Origin of the sequence: Janthinobacterium silvisoli (assembly GCF_014200725.1) — a bacterium.
Taxonomy (GTDB): domain Bacteria; phylum Pseudomonadota; class Gammaproteobacteria; order Burkholderiales; family Burkholderiaceae_D; genus Janthinobacterium.
The window spans coordinates 512,567-535,283 of the sequence record NZ_JACHCL010000001.1; the positions used below are offsets into that span (position 1 = coordinate 512,567).

Here is a 22,717-nt window from a genome sequence, read left to right on the forward strand (position 1 = left end):
TGAAGGAAGCTAACATGAGTTTCGACATCGCACTGTCCGGCATCCAGGCCATCAACCAGCAGCTTACCAGCACCAGTAACAATATCGCCAACGCCGGCACCTATGGCTTCAAGAGCAGCCGCGCCAACTTCTCCTCGATGTATTCCGGTTCGCGCGCGACCGGCACGGAAATCGGCTCGACCACGCAAAGCATCAACCAGAACGGCGGCCTGCTCAACACTGGCCGCGCACTCGACGCGGCGATCGATGGCCGTGGCTTCTTTGTCTCGCGCGATGCGCAAAACACCTTGACCTATAGCCGCGTGGGTATTTTCTCGGCCAGTAACAGCGGTTACCTGGTCGACTCGAATGGCAAGATGGTGCAAGGCTACGCGGCGATTCCTGGCTCGACCACCCTGGGCCCCCTGGGCGACATGAAGATCCCGACCGGCCAGATTCCTGCCAAGGCCACCGACAAACTGACCTATACCGCCAATATGTCCGCCGACTGGGCCACCAAGACGGGCACCTTCAGCAAGACGGACATCGGGACCTACAATAGCTCGAAAACTTCCTCGCTGTACGATTCGCTGGGCAAAACGCACCCGTTGACGCAATACTTCGTGAAAACCGGTCCCAGTACCATGCAAGTGTATTACACGCTCGACGATGCGCCACTGGCAGATGGCACGCCGAACCCGACCACCCTGACCTTCGACAACAAGGGCCAGCTAGCCACGGTGAATGGCGCAGGCCCCACCAATGCAGTGCCGGATGGCACCACGCCGCCTAGCGACTGGGTTCCCACGTTTGCCAATGTCGCCATCACCAGCAACGCCATCCCTGGCGCTGCCCCCCTCGCCTTCGGCATCGATTACAACGGCACCACGCAATTTGCCGGTGATGCGTCGACCTCGACCGATCAGGCGACTGGCTACGCCTCGGGCAACTACATGAGCGTGGAACTGGCGAACGACGGTTCGCTGGTGGCCAAATATTCGAATGGCGCGAAGCAGAACGTCGGGACGATTGCCCTGGCCACTTTCGCCGACGAAGGCGCGCTGACGCCGGTAAACGACACCAGCTGGATCGCCTCGACCACATCGGGCACGGCACTGTACGACCGTCCAGGCGTCGGCATGGCAGGCAAGTTGGCGACCAGTTCGCTGGAAGGCTCGAACGTCGATATCACCACCGAACTGGTGGGTTTGATGACGTCGCAGCGCAACTACCAGGCTAACTCGAAAGTCATTTCGACCGAAAGCGCCATGCTGCAGTCGCTGATGCAAGCGATTTAATGCACGCCACCCAAGGATAAAGCACGATGGATGCGCTGATTTACACCGCCATGAGCGGGGCCGACCGCGCCCTGCGGGCACAGCAGGTACACGCCAACAACCTGGCCAATATCGAAACGGGCGGCTTTCGCGCCAATCTGGAGGTATCGACCGCCCAGCCCTTGCAGAACGGCTACGGCTACGACGACCGCCATATGGCGCAAACGCAGTCGAGCGCGATCAGCACGCGCAGCGGCACCCTGAAGGAAACCGGGCGCGACCTCGATGTGGCGATTGTGGGCAATGGTTACCTGACGGTGCAATGGCAAAACGGCGAAGCCTACACCCGCTCCGGCGCCATGAATCTCGATGAGAATGGCACCTTGAGCATCAATGGCCGCGCGGTGCTGGGCGAAGGTGGTCCGATCACCTTGCCTGAAAATAGCAGCGTCTCCATCGGCGTCGATGGCACGATTTCGGTGCAGGTGCCGGGTAGTGCGCAAATGCAAATCATCGACAAGCTCAAACTGGTCAATGCCGAAACGGGCGAACTGACCAAGAACGAGGCGGGCCTGGTGGTGGCGCGCAATGGCGAAGACTTGCAGGCTGATCCAACGGTGCGCGTCAGCGACCGCCACCTGGAAGGCAGCAACGTTTCAGCCGTCGAAGAGATGATCGCCACCATGAGCCTGAACCGCAGTTTTGAAATGCAAATGAAGGTCTTCAAGGCCAGCGATGACATGACCGAGTCAGGCAATCGCTTGATTAGCGCCTGATCCACCTGACGAATCAACAAGGAGCAATAGATGAATCCAGCAATGTGGATCAGCAAGACCGGCGTGCAGGCGCAAGATGCGAAACTGCAAGCGATCGCCAACAACCTGGCCAACGTCAACACGGTAGGCTTCAAGCGCGACCGCGTGGTGTTTGAAGACCTGTTTTACCAGGTCGATCAGCAGCCGGGCACGCAGCGCGCCGACAATACCCTGTCGCCCTCGGGCGTACAGCTGGGTAACGGCACGCACATGGTGGGCACGCAAAAAGTGTTTACCACCGGCAGCCTGCAAACGACCAGCCGCGACATGGACGTGGCGATCACCGGCAACGGTTTCCTGCAAGTGCTGCGCCCGAACGGCGAGGCAGCGTACACGCGCGCCGGCCAGCTGACCATGAATGAAAACGGCGTACTGGTCAACGCCCAGGGCTTGCCGCTGGTGCCGCAAATCACCATTCCGAACAACGCCACCGGTATCACCATCGGTGAAAATGGCCTGGTCTCGGCTACCGTGCCCGGCAACGTGGCCGCTACCCCGCTGGGCCAGCTGACCCTGACCAACTTCATCAATCCAACCGGCTTGCAGGCGCTGGGTGAAAACCTGTTCCAGGAAACCGCCGCCAGTGGCGCACCTACCGAAGGCGTGCCGGGCGAAGGCGCATTGGGCAAGATCAAGCAGTTCGCGCTGGAAGGCTCGAACGTACAGGTGGTTGAAGAGATGGTCGACATGATCGCAGCGCAACGCACCTATGAAATGAATACCAAGGTGCTGTCGGCCGCCGATAACATGCTGCAATACCTGTCGCAAGCGGCACGCTGATGAAAGCTGCACTGAACACTGCCGCGGCCCTGCTGCTGGTGTTGACGGCTGGTTGCGCCAGCCGTCCGCCGGCGCCGATCCCGCCCAGCTTTTCCGACGAGCCACTGCCGGTGGCGCCTCGCAGCACCGCGCGCGGTGGCGTGGCCGGCGGCGTGTTCAATCCCGATGCCGGCCTGGCGCTGACCTCGGACAGCCGCGCCTTCCGCGTCGGCGATGTCGTCACTGTCGCCCTGCAGGAAACCACGCAGGCCAGCAAGAAGGCTGGCACCTCGTTCAACAAGGGGTCGAGCGTGGGCATCCAGGCAGCCAATGTGCTGGGCAAGACCCTGCCCAAGACCGGCCTGGACCTCGGCGCCAACCGCAATTTCGCCGGCGATTCAACCAGCACGCAGCAAAATGCGCTGTCTGGCGCGATCACCGTGATCGTGCAGGAAGTGCTGCCGAACGGCTTGCTGCGGGTGCAGGGCGAAAAGACGCTGACCCTGAACCAGGGCGAGGAATTCGTACGCCTGCGCGGCTATTTGCGCGCGGCCGACATCGATTCGAACAACCAGGTGTCTTCCTTGCGCATCGCCAATGCGCGGATCGCCTATTCCGGCCAGGGCACCCTGGCCGAAGCCAATACACCAGGCTGGCTGACGCGCTTCTTCGTCGGGCCATGGATGCCGTTTTAAGGTGACATCATGAAATTTCGCTCCGCCCTGCCCCTGGCAGCCTTGCTGGCCGCACTCTCCGGCCTGTCCCTGCCGGCCACGGCCGCGCAAGTGCTGCGCAACCTGGTCAGCATCGAAGGCGTACGCGACAATCCCCTGGTCGGCTACGGCCTGGTCGTCGGCCTCAATGGCAGCGGCGACAGTACCCAGGTGAAATTCTCCAGCCAGTCCGTGCTCAATATGCTCAAGCAATTCGGCGTGAAAATGCCGGACGGTATCGATTCCAAAAGCAAGAACGTGGCGACCGTGATGGTCAGCGCCGTGTTTCCACCCGGCTACCGCCGCGGCCAGGCGATCGACGTCACCGTATCGTCGCTGGGCGATGCAAAAAGCTTGCGCGGCGGCACCCTGCTGCTGACCCAGCTGCGCGCGGCCGACAATGAAATCTATGCGCTGGCTCAGGGTAACGTGGTGGTCGGCGGCTTGAACGCCACCGGCAAGAGTGGCTCGTCCGTCACCGTCAATACGCCTACTTCGGGGCGGATTCCCAACGGCGGCAATATCGAACGCGAAATCATCAGCGATTTTTCGACCAAGCCGACCGTCACCCTCAATTTGCGCCACCCGCACTTTGAAACGGCGACCAATATCGTCGAAGCCGTAAACCGCCGCTTCGGCGCTGTCGCCACCACCAGCGACGCCACCAGCGTGGAAGTGATCGCACCGGAAAATCCAACCCAGCGCGTGGCCTTCATGGCCAAGCTGGAAGCGTTGACGGTGGACGTGGGCGCCGATACGCCCAAAGTGGTATTCAATTCGCGTACCGGCACGGTGGTCATCGCCGAAGGCTTGCGCGTGAAAGCGGCCGCCGTCACGCACGGCTCGCTCAAGGTGGTGATCTCTGAAAACTCGGCCGTGAGCCAGCCTGCGCCATTCGGCCGCGGCCAGACCACCGTCACGCCGCAATCGAAGGTCTCGGTCGACCAGGGCAACGGCAATATGTTCAACTGGCCAGCCGGCGCCAAGCTGCAATCGATCATCGACGTCGTCAACAGCCTGGGCGCTTCGCCCGACGATGTCATGGCGATCCTGCAGGCACTCGACCAGGCGGGCGCCATCGAAGGAGAATTGGTAGTCATATGATCAATATCAACGACAGCAATGGCGTCCTGCCATCGACACTCGATGACAAATCGATCGCCGCCGCCACGCCGACCGATCCGCGCTACGCAGCCAAGGCTACCGAAGCGGCCGTGAAGTTTGAAGCCTTCTTCATCTCGCACATGCTGCGCCAGATGCGCTCGGGCACGCGCGAGATGGCGGGCGAAGGCAGCGTCTACAAGGACCCCGTCAATAGCGACATGCTGGAGATGGCCGATAACCTGGTCGCCGACAAGATGGCCGGCCAGCGCGCCTTCGGCATCGCCGATGCCATATTGCGCCAGTTGCTGCCGGCCGGCAGCCAGGCAGCGACCCCTGCCAAATCGATCAAATCCGACAATATTGCTCCTGCGCTTAATAAATCCGTTTAATACGTCGCCTGTACTCAGTAACGACGATACCTGGCCAGGCGCAGCTTCCAGCGCGCCGCCCACCACACGAAAGATTGCCACATGAGCATGATCAGCAATGCGCTGTCAGGCAGCAATGCCGCCCAGGCCGCACTCACTGCCGCCAGCCAAAATATTGCAAACTTACAAACCCCTGGCTATACACGCCAGGGTGTGCTGCTGACCTCGCTGGGCGCCGGCGTCGGCGTACGTTCGGCCGGCAATGGCGTCCAAGTGTCGGCGCTGCTGCGTTTTGCCGATGGCTACAAGAGCCAGCAGATGTGGCGCGCCGCTTCCGACCTGGGTTCGCGTACGCAAAGCCAGCCTTACCTGACGCAGCTCGAACGCGTCATGGGCGATGATACCTCGAGCATCAGCAACGGCATCGACGGTTTTTTCACGGCGCTGAACGCGGCGGCTGTCGACCCGACTTCGACGCCTTTGCGCCAGCAAATCATTACCTCCGCCGACGCCATGGCGCAGCATTTCAACAGCATCAGCAACGTCATGAACAATCAGTTGCTGTCGGTGCGCCAGCAGCGCGATGCGATCATGCCGCAAGCAAACACGGCACTGGCAGGTATCGCCGCCCTGAACCAGACCATCAGCTCTTCCACCGCCGCCGGCACCAACAACTCGGCGCTGATCGATGCGCGTGACCAGCTGATCGATGGCCTGGCTTCGCAAATGGCCATCGAAGTGACGGACCAGCCCGATGGCTCGCGCAACATCTCGCTCAAAACGGGCCAGCCGCTGGTGATCGGTTCGATCGCCTCCACCATGAGCAGCAACATTAACGCTGCGGGCGATGCCGTGCTGAGCCTGAACTTCGCCAAGACCAACTTTACTCTCGATAAGGTCGCCATTGGCGGCCAATTGGGCGGACTGGGCGATTTTGAAGAAAATACCCTGAAGCCTTTGCAGCAGTCTGTGACCGATCTGGCACAGAGCCTGACCGACAAGATCAATGCACAACTGCAGGCCGGCCAGACCATCGGCACGACAGGCACGCCGGCCACCCCGGGCAAGCCGCTGCTGGTGTATGCCGATGGCAAAATGAGCGTTGCGGACGGCTACACGGCGGCTGACCTGGCCCTGGCTGCAAGCGGCACCGCCGCTGGCGACAGCAGCAATTTGCAAAAGCTGATTGATATCAAAAATCAATCCACCAATGTGAATTGGGTCGGCTCGGTATTGATCGGCGACGCCGACACGCAGCTGGTCGGCAAACTGGGAATCAACAGCCAGAAAAACCAGGCCCTGCTGAAAACTGCCAGCACGGTGCGCGATCAAGCCGTGAATGACTGGAAATCCACCAGCGGCGTGAACAAGGACGAGGAAGCGATGAACCTGGTCGAATTCCAGAATATGTATCAAGCCAATATGAAAGTCATTTCGGTGGCCAATAGTTTGTTTGATGCCACTTTGCAAATGATGGGTTAAGGAGAATACTATGCGTGTCGCCAGTGGCCAATATCAATCGCTGATCACCAATTCATTGCAACAGAACCAGGCGCGTATCGACCAGCTGACGCAGCAACTGGCGTCCGGTTCACGCATCCAGCTGCCATCGGATGATCCGATCGGCAACGTGCGCATTTCGCGCCTGACGCGCGAGCAAGCCATGGTCACCCAGTACAAGGACAACATTGCCACGGTCAAAGTACGTCTGCTGAAGAATGAAAACTACCTGTCGAGCATGGTCAACGACATGGGCCAGGCGCGCGATCTGCTGGTCTGGGCAGCCGATGGCAGCAATACCTCGGACGACTTGAAATCGATGTCGCAATCGCTCGTTTCCATGCGCGACAGCGTGCTGTACACGGCCAATATGAAAGACCAGGAAGGCCGCTACATGTTTTCCGGCACGGCCAGCGACCAGCCCGCGATTCAATTCGACGCCAACGCCGCGATCGGCTCGCGCTATACGTATATCGGCAATACCGATAGCCAGGTCGTGGTGGTGGGTAACGGCGTCACGCAGGCGGCCAACGTTGATGTGAAAGGCGTGCAGGACTGGCTGAACAAGATCGACCAGGTCATCACTGCCCTGAACGCACCAGGCGCCAACGCCAACGATCCGGCCACCCATGCGGTGATTGCAAGCGGTATCGACGGCACAGACGCTGGCACCGACTTCCTGTCCAACAAGATCGCCATCCTGGGTGGCTCGCAGAATATCCTCACCACGCTCGACAATAACCTGTCGAATGTGTCGCTGTCGAACGATAGCGCCCTGAATGACTTGAAGCAGACCGATGTGGCTGCGACGACCATCGATCTGAACGGCTATCAGACTGCCTTGCAAGCTACTTACAAGACCTATGCCAAGGTGGGTAACCTCTCCCTGTTTGACGTACTCTGACCATCATGCAAATCGCCCAGCTCCCCACCTCTTCCGGCATTCCCGCCAAGGGCGCCGGCACGGCCCGTGTCGTCGATGAAGCCTCAGGTGCCAACGGCGCCGGCAGCGGTGCGCGTGCGGATGCACCTGCGGCGAAGAGCACGCCTGCACCGCTACAGCGCGGGCTGAGCAACTGGGATCAGCAGTTACAGGGCGAAATTTCCAACGCACAACAAACCCTCGACTACCTGGACCGCAGCAGCAGCCAGTTGCAGGCGCTGAAAAGCGAACTGGCGGCCAAGCTGGCGGCACGCCAGGGCCGTGATGGGCAGGTGGAAGCACGGGTGCGCCAGTTCAGCAATACCTGGCGCCAGCGCGCCGCCGCCTCGGGCGGCACGCTCGATGCACAGCTGGGCTACAACAGCCCGCAAGCGGCGCAGCAGAACTTCACCATCCGTGGCCTGACCCTGGCCAGCCTGCAGAATGGCCCACAGGAAGTGCTGACCTTTTCCGTGGGCGGCGCCAACCAGGCCCTGCGTTCGGTGAATATCGAACCTGGCCTGAGCGATGATCAGATCGTCGCCCGTTTCAGCCAGGCGCTGCTGCCGTCGAATATCAGCGTCAAGCGCGGCGACAACGGCGAACTGATGTTCAGCACGCCGGAAAGTTCCTGGGCCTCCGTGCGCGACAGCCTGTCGGTGCGCGGCAACGGCGTCCGCTTCCCCACCGGACAAATGAACCGGGTCAAGACCGACGCCGAACCGGCCGCCATCGCCCCTGAAGAATGGAATACGGGCGACATCGAAGCCTTGCGCGCCACCTTGCAGCAAGTGGTGCAGGCGCTGGCGCACTTGCAGCAGGCACGCAGCGCGGTCAGTACGGCGCTGGCCCAGACCGGCAGCCGCGTTGCCGATGCGCAACCTGTACAAGGCCCGGTACGCATGGATGCCCTGGCACAAAACTTCAGCGAGAAAGCCAGCAAACCCGGCTACGAATCGCTGCTGGCCATCAGCTCGGCGCTGGTCGGCATCAGCCGCGACCGCGTAATCGCACTGCTGGGCCTAAGCTAAATCCATTCGCCCCTATCAGCGGGCGCCGGAATTCCGTAAGATGTTGACTGTGCACTGGCGCACTTCCCCATCGACATTCGGAGTTCCCTTGATAAAGCTCGCCGCCCGGCTGATCAGTCATGCCCTGCTGGGCAAACGTAACAAGCAGCCGCTCGACCTGGCCAAGGTGCGCAAGGTTCTCATCTTGCGCAACGATAAAATCGGCGACATGATCGTCTCCACGCCCCTGCTGCGCGAGTTGAAACGGCGCTACCCCCACTGGCAGATCGATGTTGCCGCCAGCAGCGTCAACCGCGCCATCATCGACGCCTGCCCGCACGTCAACGAAATTATCGTCTGGGACAAGCAGCCGCTGCTGCGCGACTTGCGCACCAGCATCGCCGAGCTGCGCCAGCGCCGCTACGACGTCATCTTCAATCCTTACAATCGTTTCGCCATTCCGCTGCTATTTCGCATCAAATGGCTGGGAGCGCGCTATCTGACGGGCTTTGCGATTCCCAAATATGGCAGCTCCACCGCAAAACTGGGCATGTTCGACCATACGGTGCCCTGCGACCGCAGCCGCCACATCCTCGACAGCTACTTTGCCACGTTCGCCGAGTTTGACCTGGGCAAGGTCGACCAGCGCTATGAACTGTTTGGGGTCGACGCCCACGCGGCACGCATCGATGCCGCCTGCGACACCTTGCTGCAAAAATATACCGGTCTGTTTTGCCTGAACTTCCAGGGTAGTAACTTGCAGCGCACGGTCAGTGTGGCCGATGCCCAGCGCTGCTGCGCCGCCATCGCACAACGCTATCCGCAGCATGCGTTGCTGGTGATTGCCGCGCCCGGCAGCGAGGCGCGGGCCGAAGAGATCATTCGCGGCGATGGCCACGCCAATGTGATGCTGGCGCCGCCGGCCGGCCATATCCTGGAACTGGCGGCCCTGATACGGCGCTGCGAACTGGTGGTGTCGCCCGACACCTCGGTGATCCACCTGGCGTCCGTGTATGACAAGAAGATCGTCGGCTATTACATCCGCACCGATAATTACCGCTGGTTCTATCCGGCCAGCAGCCAGTATCGCGTCCTGCTGGCGCCTGGCTTGACCTTGGAATCGGTCAGCGCCGATGACACGCTGGCCGCCGTCGAACAGTTGATGGAGACAGCGCCAGCGCTTCAGGCGGCGGGCTGACTGGCAGGCTGAAGCGCCAGCCAGGTATCGAATTCGCCCACCGGCAAGGCGTGGGCAAAGAAATGCCCTTGTGCAAAGTCGCAGCCGGCGGACACCAGTACATCGCGCTGCACCGCCGTCTCCACGCCCTCGCCCACCACTTTCAAGCCCAGCCGGTGAGCCAGCGCGATGATGGCCTCGCACAAGGCTTGTTCCGCATCGCCCTGCGCCAGCACCCCCACCAGCGATGGGGCGATCTTGAGGAATGCAATCTCGAATTTCTTCAGGCATGCCAGCGAACCATAGGCGCTACCGAAATCGTCCAGCGCCAGCGCCATGCCCATGGCGCGGAACTGGCGCAGCCGTTCGACTACCTGGCGCGTTTCATCAAGCAGGATGCCTTCCGTGATCTCGACCACGATACTGCCGGCAGGTAATCCTTCCCGCGCCAGCAGCTCGGCCCAGCCCTCGTACAAGCCCGCATCGCAGCGCAGCTCGGAAGGCGATTTGTTGATGCAGATCTGGAACGCAGGACCAAACCGCGCCTGCCACAGCTTGGCCTGGTACACCACCTGGCGGAAAGCCCAGTCGCCGATTTCAACCAGCAAGCCATTGGTTTCGGCAAACGCCAGGAAATCACCGGGCGGCAGCAGGCCACGCTGCGGATGGCGCCAGCGCAGCAGCGCCTCGACGCACATGACGCGCCCATCGGGTAAATCGACGATAGGCTGGTAAAACAGTTCGAACTCGTGCTGTACCAATGCTGCACGCATTTCGCGCGCCATGTTGCGGCGCAATTCGGCCGCCTGCTGCAAGGCCGGCGTGAAATAGCTGTAGCCATTGCGGCCCGCGCTCTTGGCCGCATACATGGCCTGGTCCGCGTGCCGCAGCAAGGTGTCCGTGTCATCCGTATCGGCCGGATACAAGGCGACGCCGATGCTGGCCGACACTTGCACGCTGTCGCCATCGAGCACGAATGGCGTCGCCAGCGCGGTGATCAATTCCTGCACCACGCGCTCGATACCGCCCATCTGCTCCACGCCGGCCAGGATCACCGTGAATTCGTCGCCGCCCAGGCGCGCCACCGTATCGGTGGCGCGCACCCGCTCGGCGATGCGGCGGGCCGCCTGGCTGAGCAGCTGGTCACCCTTGGCGTGCCCCAGGCTATCGTTGACTTCCTTGAAATGGTCGAGATCGATGAATAGCAGCGCCAGATAAGCAGCTTCGCGCCTGGCGCGGCGCGCCTCGTTCTGCAAGCGGTCGAGAAACATGTGCCGGTTCGGCAAACCTGTCAGCTGGTCAAAATTGGCTTGCTGCCAGATGCGTTCGGAGGCCGCCCGGTGCGCCGTGATATCGCTCACCAGTGCCAGCGCGCCCAGATACGCGCCACTGGCGTCAAAAATGGGATTGGTGGCCAGGGTCGCCCACAGTGGCTGGCCATCGCAGCGCAGGAACTTGAATTCGTGGCGTTCGGCGATGCCATCCTGGCGGCGCGCGATATTGCGCTCCAGCAAGGTGCGTCCCTCGGCATCCATGAAGGCCGCCAGCGGCTTACCGAGCATCTCTTCGATCTGGTAACCGAGCATGTGCGCCATCTTCGGATTGACAAAACTGGTCAGCGCCTGGGCATCGATTTCCCAGATGCCCTCTTCCGCGCTGTGCACGATGCGCCGGAAACGCTCTTCGCTGCGTTCGAGCGCCGCCATCTTGCCCTCGGCCTGCTCCAGCACCAGGCGCAGCACCTGCCCGCCCTGATCGGTACTGCCCAGCAAGCTGACCGGCAAGCCCGGCGCCTGCGATGCCGGGCGCAATTGCACTTGCAGCTGGATGCGTTCGGGTTCGCTGCTATTGAGCACGCGCTCGACAAACTGCGCATAATCGCGATGAAATGGCGGACTGACAAACGTGCGGAACAGGACATGCCCGGGCCGTTCGCGCGGCAGGCCGAACAGCTCGGCCGCCACCAGGTTCATTTGCAGGATCACGCCGTCGAGACCGAGCACAAAGTAGGCAAGCGGCGCGAGCAGATACAAATCGTTGAAATAGGCCTGTTCGCGCTCGACCCGCATGCGCCCGGGGCTGAACACGCCATCGTCGAGCAGGGGCGTGCCGGGTGCAAAATTGGAGTCAGGGCCTGCTTCAGGCCCGGATATATCCTCCGGCCCCTGTCCTGCGCGCGGCATCTCTTCCATGGCTATCCTTTGCAATCCCGCCCTGGCCCCCAGGCGCCCTGATGACGAGACTAGCATGCAAGGCAAGCAGTGTCGAGATATGCATATCGTAACGCTGATATGGCCACAACGGCGCGGGTGGAAAGTGGAAACTCAGCGTCCCAGGCCGCGCCTGCGCAGGCCAAAATCATGGCCAACCACCAGCAAGGTGCTGGCCACCAGGCTGGACAACCCCACGATCAACTGGATCAATTTATCGTCAGGCAAGATCCATAGCGACGATGCCGGTGTCTCGCATCCGGTGGCGGCGCTGATCAGGGGCGCCACCCAGGCCGCATCGGGCGTTACGTCGAGCACGACAGCGCCATCTGCGCTGGTCTGCATATAGATATCACCCCCCTCGGCCAGGGTAAAACAGATGCCGACGCCCGCCTCGTTCGCGCCGATATTGTCTTGCATGCTGCGGTTATGTTCCTCGATCCACACCTCCACGTCATACGGCGTTTCCAGATGTTCCCATGGACGGGGGCGGAAACGGGGACGGACATCGCTGCCGGTATTGTCGATATTACTGTCTGCTGAGCCTGACATGCTTACTCCATCTACGTGATACGGCGGGCCAGTCGCCCGCCTTCCAGCATTATCCACCGTTCGCCGCCAATCCGGTATGCAAACCGCACAATCCATCATTAAAACTGACAGCTATCAACTATTCACATCAATCGATCTGACTTAAAATGACGGCCATCTTATTTTTTCAGGCTCAGCATGCAAGGTATCAAGCGAAAAATCATCTATGTCACTGCCTTTGAAATCATCGGCATGGCCATTTCCACCGCCTGGCTGACCCTGCTCTCGGGCGAGTCGGCCACCAGCACCGGGCCCCTGGCGATGATGATCACCAGTATCGCCGTCGTCTGGAACCTGCTCTACAACACGGCCTTCGAATACTGGGAAATCCGCCAGGTGTCGCGCACGCGCACCGTGAAACGCCGCATCCTGCATGCGATCGGCTTCCAGATCACCTTGGTGATGTATTTGATACCCTTGATCGCGTGGTGGCTGCACATCAGCCTGTGGCAGGCCTTCGTGCTCGACTTCGCCTTGATGCTGATCATTCCCTGCTACAGCTTCATCTTCAATTACATCTTCGATGGCTTGTTCGACGTGCCGCTGTCGGCGCAGCAGCCGGTAGAGAGCGACACACTTCAGGCTTCCCCGGCCCGCCCTTCTGCCAGCAACTGAAGAAAGGCCCGCGCCGCCAGTCCCAGCGGCCGGTCCTTGGTCCACACAAAATGGATAGGCAGTGCCAGGCCATTGCCCGTATTCTTGAACGCCACCTGGCGTACCCGGCCTGCCGCCAGGCTAGGGGCAATCGCCGAGGCGGCGAAATTACCCCAGCCCAGTCCCGCTTCCACCATCGCCAGGGCCACCGGCAAGCTGTCCGTACGCCAATGCGACAGGCCCACCATGGGACGCGCATCGGCCATGTCGAGTTCACGGCTGGCGACGATGATCTGCCGTAAGTTCACCAATTCCTCGATGAATAAGGGACGCTCCACATCGCTGGACGGATGCTGCGCCGAGACGATGGCCAGCAGGGCATCGCTCCCCACCAGCTGGAATTGTTCCGCATGATTGATGCGTCCGCCACCAAACACCATGCAGGCGCTGATACGGCCTTGCTGCAGCATCTCGTGCAAATCGTCCTGCGGCGCTGTCAGCACTTCGATATCGAGCAGCGGATGGCGCTGCGACAGCGCTTGTACGGCGCGCAGGAATGGCGCAGGATCGAGCTCGGCTGCGACACCGAGCGAAATGCGGCTTTCCAGGCCCTGCGACAATTCCTTCACATGCACGTGCAGCTGTTTTAATTGTTCGGCGATCAGGCGTGCATGCGGCAGCAGCGCCAGCGCGGCCGGCGTGGGCACCGCCTCGCGCGCGCCCCGGTCGAACAGGGTGATGCCGAGTTCAGCCTCGATATTGGCGATGGCCATGCTGACAGCCGACGGCGCCCGCCGCAAGGTACGCGCCGCGTTGGAAAACGAGCCGCCGTCGACGACGGCCAGGAACAGTTCGATGTTATTGCTGGAGAGTTTCATGAGAGACCAGAAAAATGCGGCACTTTTCTGCACGCGGATGGTCTAATTATAGAATGACAAGAACAGGAGCAGCAATGAAGCCTCTGGCACCCTACCGGCCCGGCCATGGCGGCTATGTCTCGGAATTTGGCCGTTTTATCGACGGCTACCTGAAAGAGCACCCCGAAGTGCAGGCCAGCCAGCGCCAGGGATGGCGTATCTGGTGGGAGCGGCCCTTGAATTTTGACGAGCTCAAGCGGTCCGGCAAGGATGCTGTGCCGGAACCGCCTTATCATTACTAAATGCTCAAGGTTTTAACCTTTCCAGGTTCTTTGTAAACCTGTATCCGCATGTATCCAGCCGCCGCGCGGACCGGAGCGGTAATAGAAGCCCACGCCACCCTGCTTGAAGCTGCGCACCAGCGAGCCCAGCACTTCCGAATTCAGGTTGGCGACGCGGATATCGGCAGCACGCCCCTTGATGTGCAGCGACTGGCGCGCCGCTGGCACGCCCGCTTCACGCAATTTACTGTTCGATTCCGCCGTGCGGTAGCCGGACAGGATTTCCAGCGGCTGCTCGATACCATAGCGCGCCACGAAGGCTTGCGTGCCCCACAGGGTTTCCAGCAGCTTGGGATCGATGGCCATGGTTTTCTTGCCGTTCACGTCGCGCAGCAAATGGCACAGTTCCTGATATGCCGAATCGATGACTTCGCCATCTTTCCAGTACAGCAGCTTGGCCTTTTCATTGCTGGCCGGACGTACCAGTTCCAGGGTGCGTGGCTTGAGCCAGAAGTCCAGGTCCAGTGCCTGCGCGTCGAAGATATCGGGCGGTGGTTCCATCTCCGTCGCTTGCTGGCGTGTCTGCACGCTCGCTGAGCGGTCGATGCTGGCCAGTTGCTGCGGCTGCGGCGGCACGCCGGTACGCGGTGGAGTGGGCCTGGCGCTGGCGCTTGCCGAGGCGGGAGCGGCCGTGCGCGATGCACAACCGATAAGTGGCGTGGCTACCAGGCCCAAAGCGGCCAGGCCCATGCCGTGATGGAGGAAATTTCTGCGCGATGCCATAGTCAGTCCAATGTAACGATGGGATTACTATAGCCTATTGTGCCGCGAAGAAAAACCCTCAAGGCTATCGTGCCCACTCCATTTCGCGATTTTTTCTACTCGCGCCCGTCTCAGGCAGCTGCCGCGACGGGAACCGTTGCCAGCCTGGCATGGGCCAGGCTGCTCAATGGTTTATCAAGCAAATAACCCTGGCCAACGATGGGCAAGCCAGTGGCGGCGGCGATGCGTTGCAGCGCCTGCAAGGCTCCCGGCGTTTCCAGGCGCTTGAAGACCACGCGTATCTTGGCCGCGTGGCAGAGGGTGACGAAATTGGCGACGGCATCTTCATCGCTGAGGTTACCCGCATCGAGTTTGAAGGTATCGGGATGCAAGCGTTCGAGCAAGCCGATGGCTTCGTTCACGCTAGTCACATTGATCGCCAGGCGGAAGCCGTTGCGGCGGTAATTATCGGCCACGTAATTCAACAGCCAGCCCTGGTTGGGCGTCACCGTCGGCAGCTGCAATACGATGCGTTCGATCGGCAAGCCCAGCGCGTCGAGGATGCGCTGGAAGGCATGGCCGTGATTGCTGCTGACGGCGCTGAGCAGCCGGTCATGCACATTCAGGTACAGGTCGGATTCTTCCGCCTCCGCCTGGCGGAAAAAATTGATGGCGTGCAGCATGCGGCACAGCCGGTCCAGTTCCACCGATTCATCGTCGCTGGCCGCGTGGTCGAGCAAACGCCATAAGGAAAGTCCCTCGTCGGCCTTGGACACGCTGCGCGCCAGGCCCTCGAAGGCGACCAGCTTGCCGCTGCCGATTTCACGCAGCGGCTGGAAACCGCTGGTCATGGTGCAATTGAAAAAGCGCCCCAGCGCCCTGCCTTCCTCATCGAGCCAGACGCTGGTGCCAGCCTGGGTTTCATGCGACAAACGGGCCAGATAGTTTTTCAGGACGGGAAATGGCATGTTGACTCCTCTGCATAGCTGCACCACCGCTCCCTTGTGGGGATGATGTTGCCAAAGTGGGCAGAATAAGCGGCAGACCTTGAAAGGAGAACGAATGCTTTCGCCATTTGATATGCGTTTCGCGAATAAGCCATCGCTTGACCTGAAGATACAACGCATATGGATATGCGCAAACATTCCTTCCTGCGCCCTGCCCCAGCCAGTACTGTTGCCCTGTACCGTAATATCCTGATGAAGGCCACGCACCATGTGCCAGTTACTCGCAATGAACAGCAGCAAGCCCGCCACCCTCGATTTCTCGTTTGCCGGTTTCAAGGAACGGGGCGGGCGCACCGATGAACACCGCGACGGCTGGGGTATCGCCTTTCATTCCAGTAGTGGCTGCACCCTGCTGACCGACCACCTGGCCGCCATCGATTCGCCGCTGGCGGCGCAATTGCACGACCGCTCGATCAAGGCCAAAAACATCGTCGCGCATATCCGCAAGGCCACTCAGGGCCGCATCGCGCCAGAAAATACCCATCCGTTTGCACGCGAACTGTGGGGCAAGACCTGGTCCTTCGCCCACAATGGCGACCTGAAAACATGGAGCGCTCCCGTCAACCCACATTACCAGGCGACGGGCGACACTGACAGCGAACAAGCTTTTTGCTATTTATTGGCCAGCTTGCGCACGCGTTTTCCTGCAGGCGAACCGGCCTTGAGCGAGCTGCGCGCGGCAGTCGCCGCCATGGCCAGTGAGATCGCGGTACACGGCACCTTCAATTTCATCCTATCCGATGGCAACGTTTTGTTTGCCCACTGTTCCACGCATCTGCATTACGTGATACGCGAATACCCATTTTCCGTGGCGCATCTGATCGACTGCGAGCGCAGCATCGATTTTCGCCAGCATAACCACCTCGATGACCGTATCGCCGTCATCGCCACCCATCCGCTGACGCAAGACGAACCCTGGGCCACATTTGGACCAGGGCAGTTGCATCTGTTCGTGGGGGGAGCGTTACTGGAAGAGGTGGCGGCGCCGGTGGTTATTAGCTCGCCACGCGCCGTGTACATACAGATCAGTTACTGAGCGCTTTGCTGTGCTGCACCGGTCACGCCGAGTTGCAGTTGCAAAAACGCTTGCGCTTGGGGTCGCCGGTAACGATGCCGGCAGGGTCGAGCTGTTTCCAGCAGAAAACAGTTTCCACACCATATGGCGAGCGCACACTGCCTGCCTCGACATAACCTTGCTTGACGAAAAAAGCTTCGCTGCTGGCCGTGCTATGCAATTGCAAAGCCTTGATACCCCATTCGCGCGCCTGCACTTCCATGCGTTCGACCAGCGCCTTGCCGGCGCCCTGGCCTTGCACTTCCGGCAGCAGATAGCACAGGGCCAGCTTGCCAGCGCGCGTCAGCAGGCCGACGCCGACGACGGCGCCCGCATCGACGGCGACCAGCGAAAAATTGGTGGGCGATGCAAACCAGCATGCCACCATCTGCGGTGTTTTATTGCCCAGCCAGGCTTCAAGAATGGCTGGATCGTTCCGATGATCGAGGCTGCAGCATTCGACGATAGAGCGCCGTAATACACTGCACGCTTCGAAAGCGTCGGTTGACGTTGCAATACGAATTTCAAGACTCATGTACGCTCACAAAATATTCCGGTTGCCGATGCAGGCGGGTTGCCCCTGTATCGCGCGATTCCGACTATACACCAAGCGGCGCTTTCGGGTTTCTTCACGCCGTGCCGCAAGGCGCTTTCACCTGTCATTATGCCTATGCATGCCACTGCGTGCCATTGCAGGCTAAGCCCTGGGAAGCGCCTTGCCCACGAATGTTTACAAAAATCGATATCTGTTTTTTAGCGAAAACTGGATTGTGATCTAAGCATATTACGAAAAATTCGTTTCTTTTTCGGCCAGAATTTTAGACTATGTCTGTCTGTTTTCACAACAAGAGTTGAATATGTCCAAACAAAACGCACTCTCGAGCCGTACCCGCCGCTGGTTTCTCGCCAGCACCCTGGCCCTGGGCGCAGCCGCCAGCCTGCCTTTGACGGCCAGCGCCGCCGAGCCGGTGGTCTTGCTGAACGTCTCTTACGATGTCATGCGCGAATTGTTCAAGGATATCAACCCTGCCTTTGCTGCCGACTGGAAAGCAAAAACTGGCGAAACCGTAACCATCAAACAATCGCACGGCGGCTCCAGCAAACAGGCGCGTTCCGTCGCCGATGGCCTGGAAGCCTCGGTCGTGACGATGAATCAGGCCAATGACATCGACCTGCTGGTCGACCGCGGTCTGGTGGCGCCAGACTGGGCCAAGAAATTTCCGAATAACGCAGCGCCCTTCTATTCAACCATGGTGTACCTGGTGCGCAAGGGCAATCCGAAACAGATCAAGGACTGGGACGACCTGGCCAAGCCCGGCATCAAGGTGATCGTGCCGAATCCTAAGACCTCCGGCAACGGCCGCTACACCTATCTGGCGGCCTGGGGTTATGCCATCAAAAAAGGCGGCACCGAAGCGCAGGCGCGCGACCTGGTGACGCGTCTGTTCAAGAACGTGCCGGTGCTCGATGGCGGCGGCCGCGGCGCCACCACCACTTTCACGCAGCGTGAAATCGGCGACGTGCTGGTGACGTTTGAAAACGAAGTGCAACTGGTGCGCAAGGAATTTGGCGACAACTTCGAAGTGGTCTACCCGAGCATCTCCATCCTGGCCGAATCGCCGGTGGCCGTGGTCGACAAGGTGGTCGACCGCCAGGGCATCCGCAAGGAAGCCACCGCCTACCTGCAATACCTGTACTCGGAACCAGGCCAGGAAATCGCCGCCAAACACTTCCTGCGCCCCCGTTCGGCCGCAGTGACCAAGAAATACGCAGCCAGCTTCAAGCCGATCAGCCTGTTCACGGTCGACGAAGTTTTCGGTGGCTGGAAACAGGCGCAAAAGAAACACTTTGATGACGGCGGCGAGTTCGACAAGATTTATCAGAAATAATCGTCTGCATCGCAATCCAACGAACCGGGGCCTGCCCCGGTTTTTTCATGCCCGCCTGAGCCAGATCGAATACGCTGCGCATAACCATATGCGCATCGATTCGTAGTCAAAAACATGTCTGGACCGTACTCTGGCCATATCGCGCCACACGGCGTATTACCAGCACAAAGGACGCACCATGGCTATCTCGGAAGTGAATGTACGCAACCAGTTTCGCGGCAAGATCAAGGAAATCATCTTCGGGCCGGTGGTCTCGGAAGTGGACGTGGAAACGCCGCACGGCATCGTCACCTCCGTGATCACCTCGCGCTCGATCAAGGACCTGGACTTGAAGGTGGGCAGCGAAGTGATCGCCCTGGTGAAATCGACGGAAGTGTCGATTGCCAAGATCCAGTAATTATTTTTGCACTGCAACTGACAACGCCCCGCCATGTGCGGGGCGTTTGCATTTCTGGATTACTCGCGGAACAGATGGGTAAAGGTGCGGCTGACGGGCAGCTTTTCCGCGCTGCCGCGCACCAGCACCTGCATGCGCTCGGCATCGATGCGCTCGGCCGCTTCGATGGCTTTCACGTTGACCATGGTGCCGCGGTGGATTTGCCAGAACTGTTCCGGGTCCAGGCCGCCCAGCAAATCCTTAAGCGGCGTGCGAACCAGCGCTTCGGAACCGGCCAGCACTACGCGCGTGTATTTGGTATCGGCCTGGAAAAACAGCACATCGTTGATATCGATCAAACGTATCTGCTTGCCCACGCTGGCCTTGAGCCACTTCATCTTTTCGCGCGGCGGCGCCGGCAGTGCAGCCCGCAAGGAATGCAGCAAGTGGGCCATGTCGGCCGGCGCCGCGCCCAGCTTGTCGCGCAGGCGGGCCAAGGCACGTTGCAAGCGCTCGGCCTGCACCGGCTTCAACAGATAATCCACCGCGCCGGCATCAAAGGCGTCGACCGCATACTGGTCGTAGGCCGTGACGAACACCACGTGCGCCCGCTTGCCGATACGCTCAGCCACTTCCAGGCCGGACAGGCCCGGCATGCGGATGTCGAGAAACACCACCTCCGGCTCATGCTCCAGAAAACCGTCCCAGGCGTCATTGCCATTTTCCGCCACCAGCATGACCTGCGCCTCGGGCCAGCATAGTTCGAGCATGGTGAGCAGGCGCTCGCGCATCAGCGGCTCGTCTTCAGCGATCATAACCGTGGTTTTCATGCAGTCTCTTCTGCCATTGTTTTATAGGACAGTAAAATATCGGCAATCACGCCGCTCTCTTCGCCATTGCGTACCTCCAGGCTGCCGGCGCGGCCACCGCCGTGCTGCGCCGCCAGTTGCAGCCGGCTACGGATATTGTCCAGGCCCAGGCCTCCACCACTGGCCGTTGTTGCATGTTCGACCAAGCCCATGCCCGTATCGCGCACACGCAAGCGCAGCATGCTGCCAACCAGCTGGGCCGAGACATGAATATCACCGCCGCGCAGTGCCGGTTCGATACCATGCTTGATGGCGTTTTCGGCCAGGGTCAGCACGATCATGCTGGGGATCAGAGTGTCAGCCAGCTCAGCCGGCAAGTCCAGTTGAAAGCGCAGGCGCTGCCCCATGCGCGCCTGCATCACACGCAAATACGCTGCCACCATATCGAATTCGCCTTGCAGCGGCACTTGCTCGCTGCGCATCTTGTCCAGGCTGGTTCGTAAAAAGGCGATCAGGTCAGCCGTCAGCGCGGCGGCTTTCGGCGCGCCCTGCTCGGCCAGCTGCTGCACGGCGCCCAGGGTGTTGAACAGGAAATGTGGTTCGATTTGCGCCCGCAGCAAACGCAGTTGCGACTCACTGAGCTCGCGGGCCATGCGCTCGCGCTCGGCATCGCGCTCCAGTTTCAGGGTCAGCGCTTCATATTCGCGGTTGCGCCAGATGGCCACGATGGACATCGGCACCAGATACACCAGGCCTGCTGTCAGCGCGGCAATAGCGCCGATGCGGCCGCCACTGAGCAGCCCGGCGCTGAAAGAACCACCCTCAATCAATACCGTGCGCATGATGCCAAGCGCCATCCCTGTCGCAGCAGGAGATAGAAGAAATAAGGCAAGCACCTTGAATTTCTTGTGCGCCAGCTTGCGGTAGTTGAACCAGACACCGAGTATGCTCCATGCAATTGCCAAGCCCGCAAGATTACTCACCGTCAATGCCGCAACCAAGCGCAATTTATCCGGAAACAGGCTGTGTAGTATGAGGCCGATGATGCTGCACAGCACAATCAATTTGAGTATGACCCAATAGAAGGTAATGCCACGGTACTTCTGCACAAACGCATGCATCTGCTGGCGCTCGATCGGTGTCAGACCGGCCAGCCGCGTAAAGGAGCGGCGCCGGAGGGTACCTGCCACCTGCGCTGCCGTTTCCGGATGCGCGAGCACCCGCAAGGTTTCATCCTCGAAATCGCTATACCACTTGCTAAATTGTTTCCACATGCTGCGTTCTCCTTATGATGTCAGTCAGGCATGAACGCAGTCTAGGGCGAGGCGCGCCCTTGGCACAGGCGCAGGCGACGAAATACGACTTTGCCGGCATCAGCTACGATCTTCGCCGCCATCCGCTAAATTACATGGCAAGATTGCTGGAATATTACGAAGTTTCCATAACGAAATCAATAAATTCAAAACAATTTTCACTCAGGCAATAGTTACGCGTCCAGTCAATATTTATTTCACGATTCGCCGTCCAAAGCGGCCCGCAGCGCCCCTGTAGCGTAGACATCGGCTAATCTTTAATGGTATCGTCTACGCTTGGCAACTATTGCCCCGAAGACATATGCTGCGCTGCGGCAGGCGTATGTCGCGGTATTGTGCGCAGCGCCCCTGGTGGCGCCCCAAAACTGCTTTTCCAAATACGATCCCATGCTCAAAAAAATTATCGCCACGGTGCTGATGACGCTATCCACAGCGGCCATCGCCGTGCCTTTCGGTTCCCAGTCCGTACTGGTGGTCGAAGATGGCACGGGTAAAGTCTTACTTGAAAAAAACGCCAACATGGTTGTGCCGATCGCCTCGCTGACCAAGCTGATGACAGCGATGGTCGTGCTCGATTCCAAGCCGAACATGAAGGAAGAAATCAGCATCGACCGGGAGGATGTCGATATGCTGAAACACAGTACCTCGCGCGTCCCCGTGGGCGCCACGCTGAGCCGCCACGACGTGCTGCAACTGGCGCTGATGTCGTCCGATAACCGCGCCGCCGCAGCACTGGCGCGCAACTATCCGGGTGGCCTGACGGCGTTTTCCGTGGCAGTGAACGCCAAGATCAAGGCGCTGGGCATGCAACAGACCGTGATGGAAGAGCCAACCGGCTTGTCCCCAAACAACCAGTCGACGGCGTCGGACCTGGTCAAGATGGCGGTGGCCGCTTCGCACTACCCGGACATCAGCCGCATCACCACCGATCAGAAAGACGTGATCCAGATCAAGGGCCGCGATGTGGAATACCACAACACCAACCGCCTGGTAGGCGCCAAGGGCTGGGATATCGGCCTGTCGAAAACCGGTTTTACGAATGAAGCGGGCCGCTGCCTGATCATGCGCTTGAAATCGGCCGGCAAGTTCGCCACCATGATCCTGCTCAACGCGCGCGCCAATTCCGTGCGCTCGATGGACGCCGTCAACGTGCGCCGCATGCTGGCGATCGAAAACGGCGAAGCGGAACCGAAGGTGATGCGCGCTTCGGCCACCCGTCATAAAAAAGCCAAAGTACATAAACGCCGCCACGCACAGTAATCTTTAAGTAGCATCAAAAATGGGGTCAGACCCGCCGGGGAAGTGCCTCCCAATGGGAGGCACTTCGATCGTGGAGCGACTGACCCCAGC

Annotated in this window: 24 protein-coding genes; 16 read left to right on the top strand and 8 right to left on the bottom strand. The window is 60.1% G+C overall.

What is annotated here, in order from left to right; genetic code table 11:
- Positions 1–14 precede the first annotated feature (14 nt).
- The 10 genes from HDE75_RS02245 (at position 15) to HDE75_RS02290 (ending at position 9,645) form a co-directional block, all read left to right on the top strand.
- Positions 15–1,277 (top strand): flagellar hook protein FlgE, encoded by a 1,263-nt coding sequence (locus tag HDE75_RS02245; RefSeq protein WP_183676422.1) that lies wholly within the window; start codon positions 15–17, stop codon positions 1,275–1,277.
- A 26-nt stretch (positions 1,278–1,303) separates the two neighbouring features.
- Entirely contained in the window at positions 1,304–2,032 is a 729-nt protein-coding gene (locus HDE75_RS02250) for a flagellar basal body rod protein FlgF (RefSeq protein WP_183676421.1), read from the top strand.
- 30 nt (positions 2,033–2,062) lie between these two features.
- The gene (gene flgG, locus HDE75_RS02255) at positions 2,063–2,851 is read left to right on the top strand and encodes a flagellar basal-body rod protein FlgG (protein WP_183676420.1); all 789 of its coding nucleotides are present in this window, start codon (positions 2,063–2,065) and stop codon (positions 2,849–2,851) included.
- The gene (gene flgH / locus HDE75_RS02260) at positions 2,851–3,525 is read left to right on the top strand and encodes a flagellar basal body L-ring protein FlgH (RefSeq protein WP_183676419.1); all 675 of its coding nucleotides are present in this window, start codon (positions 2,851–2,853) and stop codon (positions 3,523–3,525) included. The genes flgG and flgH overlap by 1 nt, the downstream gene beginning before the upstream one ends.
- Positions 3,526–3,534: 9 nt before the next feature.
- Positions 3,535–4,647, top strand: coding sequence for a flagellar basal body P-ring protein FlgI (locus HDE75_RS02265; protein WP_183676418.1), 1,113 nt, complete (start codon positions 3,535–3,537; stop codon positions 4,645–4,647).
- Entirely contained in the window at positions 4,644–5,036 is a 393-nt protein-coding gene (locus HDE75_RS02270; RefSeq protein WP_221291741.1) for a flagellar biosynthesis protein FlgJ, read from the top strand. Before HDE75_RS02265 ends, HDE75_RS02270 begins: the two co-directional genes overlap by 4 nt.
- A gap of 81 nt (positions 5,037–5,117) precedes the next feature.
- Positions 5,118–6,497, top strand: coding sequence for a flagellar hook-associated protein FlgK (gene flgK / locus HDE75_RS02275; protein WP_183676417.1), 1,380 nt, complete (start codon positions 5,118–5,120; stop codon positions 6,495–6,497).
- Between the two features lie 10 nt (positions 6,498–6,507).
- The gene (flgL, locus tag HDE75_RS02280; RefSeq protein WP_183676416.1) at positions 6,508–7,419 is read left to right on the top strand and encodes a flagellar hook-associated protein FlgL; all 912 of its coding nucleotides are present in this window, start codon (positions 6,508–6,510) and stop codon (positions 7,417–7,419) included.
- Between the two features lie 5 nt (positions 7,420–7,424).
- Entirely contained in the window at positions 7,425–8,468 is a 1,044-nt protein-coding gene (locus HDE75_RS02285) for a hypothetical protein (RefSeq protein WP_183676415.1), read from the top strand.
- Between the two features lie 88 nt (positions 8,469–8,556).
- Positions 8,557–9,645, top strand: coding sequence for a glycosyltransferase family 9 protein (locus HDE75_RS02290; protein WP_183676414.1), 1,089 nt, complete (start codon positions 8,557–8,559; stop codon positions 9,643–9,645).
- On the opposite strand, the gene HDE75_RS02295 is transcribed toward HDE75_RS02290, so the two are convergent.
- Positions 9,630–11,816 carry a putative bifunctional diguanylate cyclase/phosphodiesterase gene (locus tag HDE75_RS02295; RefSeq protein WP_311735055.1) on the bottom strand — a complete coding sequence of 729 codons (2,187 nt, stop codon included), beginning with the start codon at positions 11,814–11,816 and terminating at the stop codon, positions 9,630–9,632. The two genes, HDE75_RS02290 and HDE75_RS02295, sit on opposite strands and share 16 nt — an antisense overlap.
- Positions 11,817–11,948: 132 nt before the next feature.
- Entirely contained in the window at positions 11,949–12,386 is a 438-nt protein-coding gene (locus HDE75_RS02300) for a hypothetical protein (RefSeq protein WP_183676413.1), read from the bottom strand.
- 177 nt (positions 12,387–12,563) lie between these two features.
- Here HDE75_RS02300 and HDE75_RS02305 point away from each other — a divergent pair, with 177 nt between their 5' ends.
- Positions 12,564–13,040 carry a PACE efflux transporter gene (locus HDE75_RS02305; protein ID WP_183676412.1) on the top strand — a complete coding sequence of 159 codons (477 nt, stop codon included), beginning with the start codon at positions 12,564–12,566 and terminating at the stop codon, positions 13,038–13,040.
- Here HDE75_RS02305 and HDE75_RS02310 read toward each other — a convergent pair.
- A complete protein-coding gene (locus HDE75_RS02310; RefSeq protein ID WP_183676411.1) occupies positions 13,004–13,897 on the bottom strand; it encodes a LysR family transcriptional regulator in 894 nt (297 codons plus the stop codon). The genes HDE75_RS02305 and HDE75_RS02310 overlap by 37 nt on opposite strands.
- A gap of 74 nt (positions 13,898–13,971) precedes the next feature.
- Here HDE75_RS02310 and HDE75_RS02315 point away from each other — a divergent pair, with 74 nt between their 5' ends.
- A complete protein-coding gene (locus HDE75_RS02315; RefSeq protein ID WP_183676410.1) occupies positions 13,972–14,178 on the top strand; it encodes a DUF3460 family protein in 207 nt (68 codons plus the stop codon).
- 12 nt (positions 14,179–14,190) lie between these two features.
- Here HDE75_RS02315 and HDE75_RS02320 read toward each other — a convergent pair whose 3' ends face one another.
- Both HDE75_RS02320 and HDE75_RS02325 read right to left on the bottom strand, forming a co-directional pair.
- Positions 14,191–14,940 (bottom strand): YcbK family protein, encoded by a 750-nt coding sequence (locus tag HDE75_RS02320; protein WP_409254900.1) that lies wholly within the window; start codon positions 14,938–14,940, stop codon positions 14,191–14,193.
- Between the two features lie 110 nt (positions 14,941–15,050).
- On the bottom strand, positions 15,051–15,887 hold the full coding sequence (locus tag HDE75_RS02325) for an EAL domain-containing protein (RefSeq protein WP_183676409.1): 837 nt from the start codon (positions 15,885–15,887) through the stop codon (positions 15,051–15,053).
- Positions 15,888–16,134: 247 nt separating this feature from the next.
- Here HDE75_RS02325 and HDE75_RS02330 point away from each other — a divergent pair, with 247 nt between their 5' ends.
- Positions 16,135–16,962 (top strand): class II glutamine amidotransferase, encoded by an 828-nt coding sequence (locus HDE75_RS02330; protein ID WP_183676408.1) that lies wholly within the window; start codon positions 16,135–16,137, stop codon positions 16,960–16,962.
- A gap of 22 nt (positions 16,963–16,984) precedes the next feature.
- On the opposite strand, the gene HDE75_RS02335 is transcribed toward HDE75_RS02330, so the two are convergent.
- On the bottom strand, positions 16,985–17,515 hold the full coding sequence (locus HDE75_RS02335; RefSeq protein ID WP_183676407.1) for a GNAT family N-acetyltransferase: 531 nt from the start codon (positions 17,513–17,515) through the stop codon (positions 16,985–16,987).
- Between the two features lie 322 nt (positions 17,516–17,837).
- Here HDE75_RS02335 and HDE75_RS02340 point away from each other — a divergent pair, with 322 nt between their 5' ends.
- Together HDE75_RS02340 and HDE75_RS02345 are read left to right on the top strand one after the other, a co-directional pair.
- Positions 17,838–18,869, top strand: coding sequence for a sulfate ABC transporter substrate-binding protein (locus HDE75_RS02340; protein ID WP_183676406.1), 1,032 nt, complete (start codon positions 17,838–17,840; stop codon positions 18,867–18,869).
- A gap of 178 nt (positions 18,870–19,047) precedes the next feature.
- The gene (locus HDE75_RS02345; RefSeq protein ID WP_034757699.1) at positions 19,048–19,266 is read left to right on the top strand and encodes a TOBE domain-containing protein; all 219 of its coding nucleotides are present in this window, start codon (positions 19,048–19,050) and stop codon (positions 19,264–19,266) included.
- A gap of 59 nt (positions 19,267–19,325) precedes the next feature.
- Here HDE75_RS02345 and HDE75_RS02350 read toward each other — a convergent pair whose 3' ends face one another.
- Positions 19,326–20,075, bottom strand: coding sequence for a LytR/AlgR family response regulator transcription factor (locus HDE75_RS02350; protein ID WP_183676405.1), 750 nt, complete (start codon positions 20,073–20,075; stop codon positions 19,326–19,328).
- Complete coding sequence (locus HDE75_RS02355; RefSeq protein WP_183676404.1) at positions 20,072–21,328, bottom strand: sensor histidine kinase; 1,257 nt, start codon at positions 21,326–21,328, stop codon at positions 20,072–20,074. Before HDE75_RS02355 ends, HDE75_RS02350 begins: the two co-directional genes overlap by 4 nt.
- A 426-nt stretch (positions 21,329–21,754) precedes the next feature.
- Here HDE75_RS02355 and HDE75_RS02360 point away from each other — a divergent pair, with 426 nt between their 5' ends.
- On the top strand, positions 21,755–22,627 hold the full coding sequence (locus HDE75_RS02360; protein ID WP_183676403.1) for a serine hydrolase: 873 nt from the start codon (positions 21,755–21,757) through the stop codon (positions 22,625–22,627).
- The last annotated feature ends 90 nt before the right edge of the window (positions 22,628–22,717 follow it).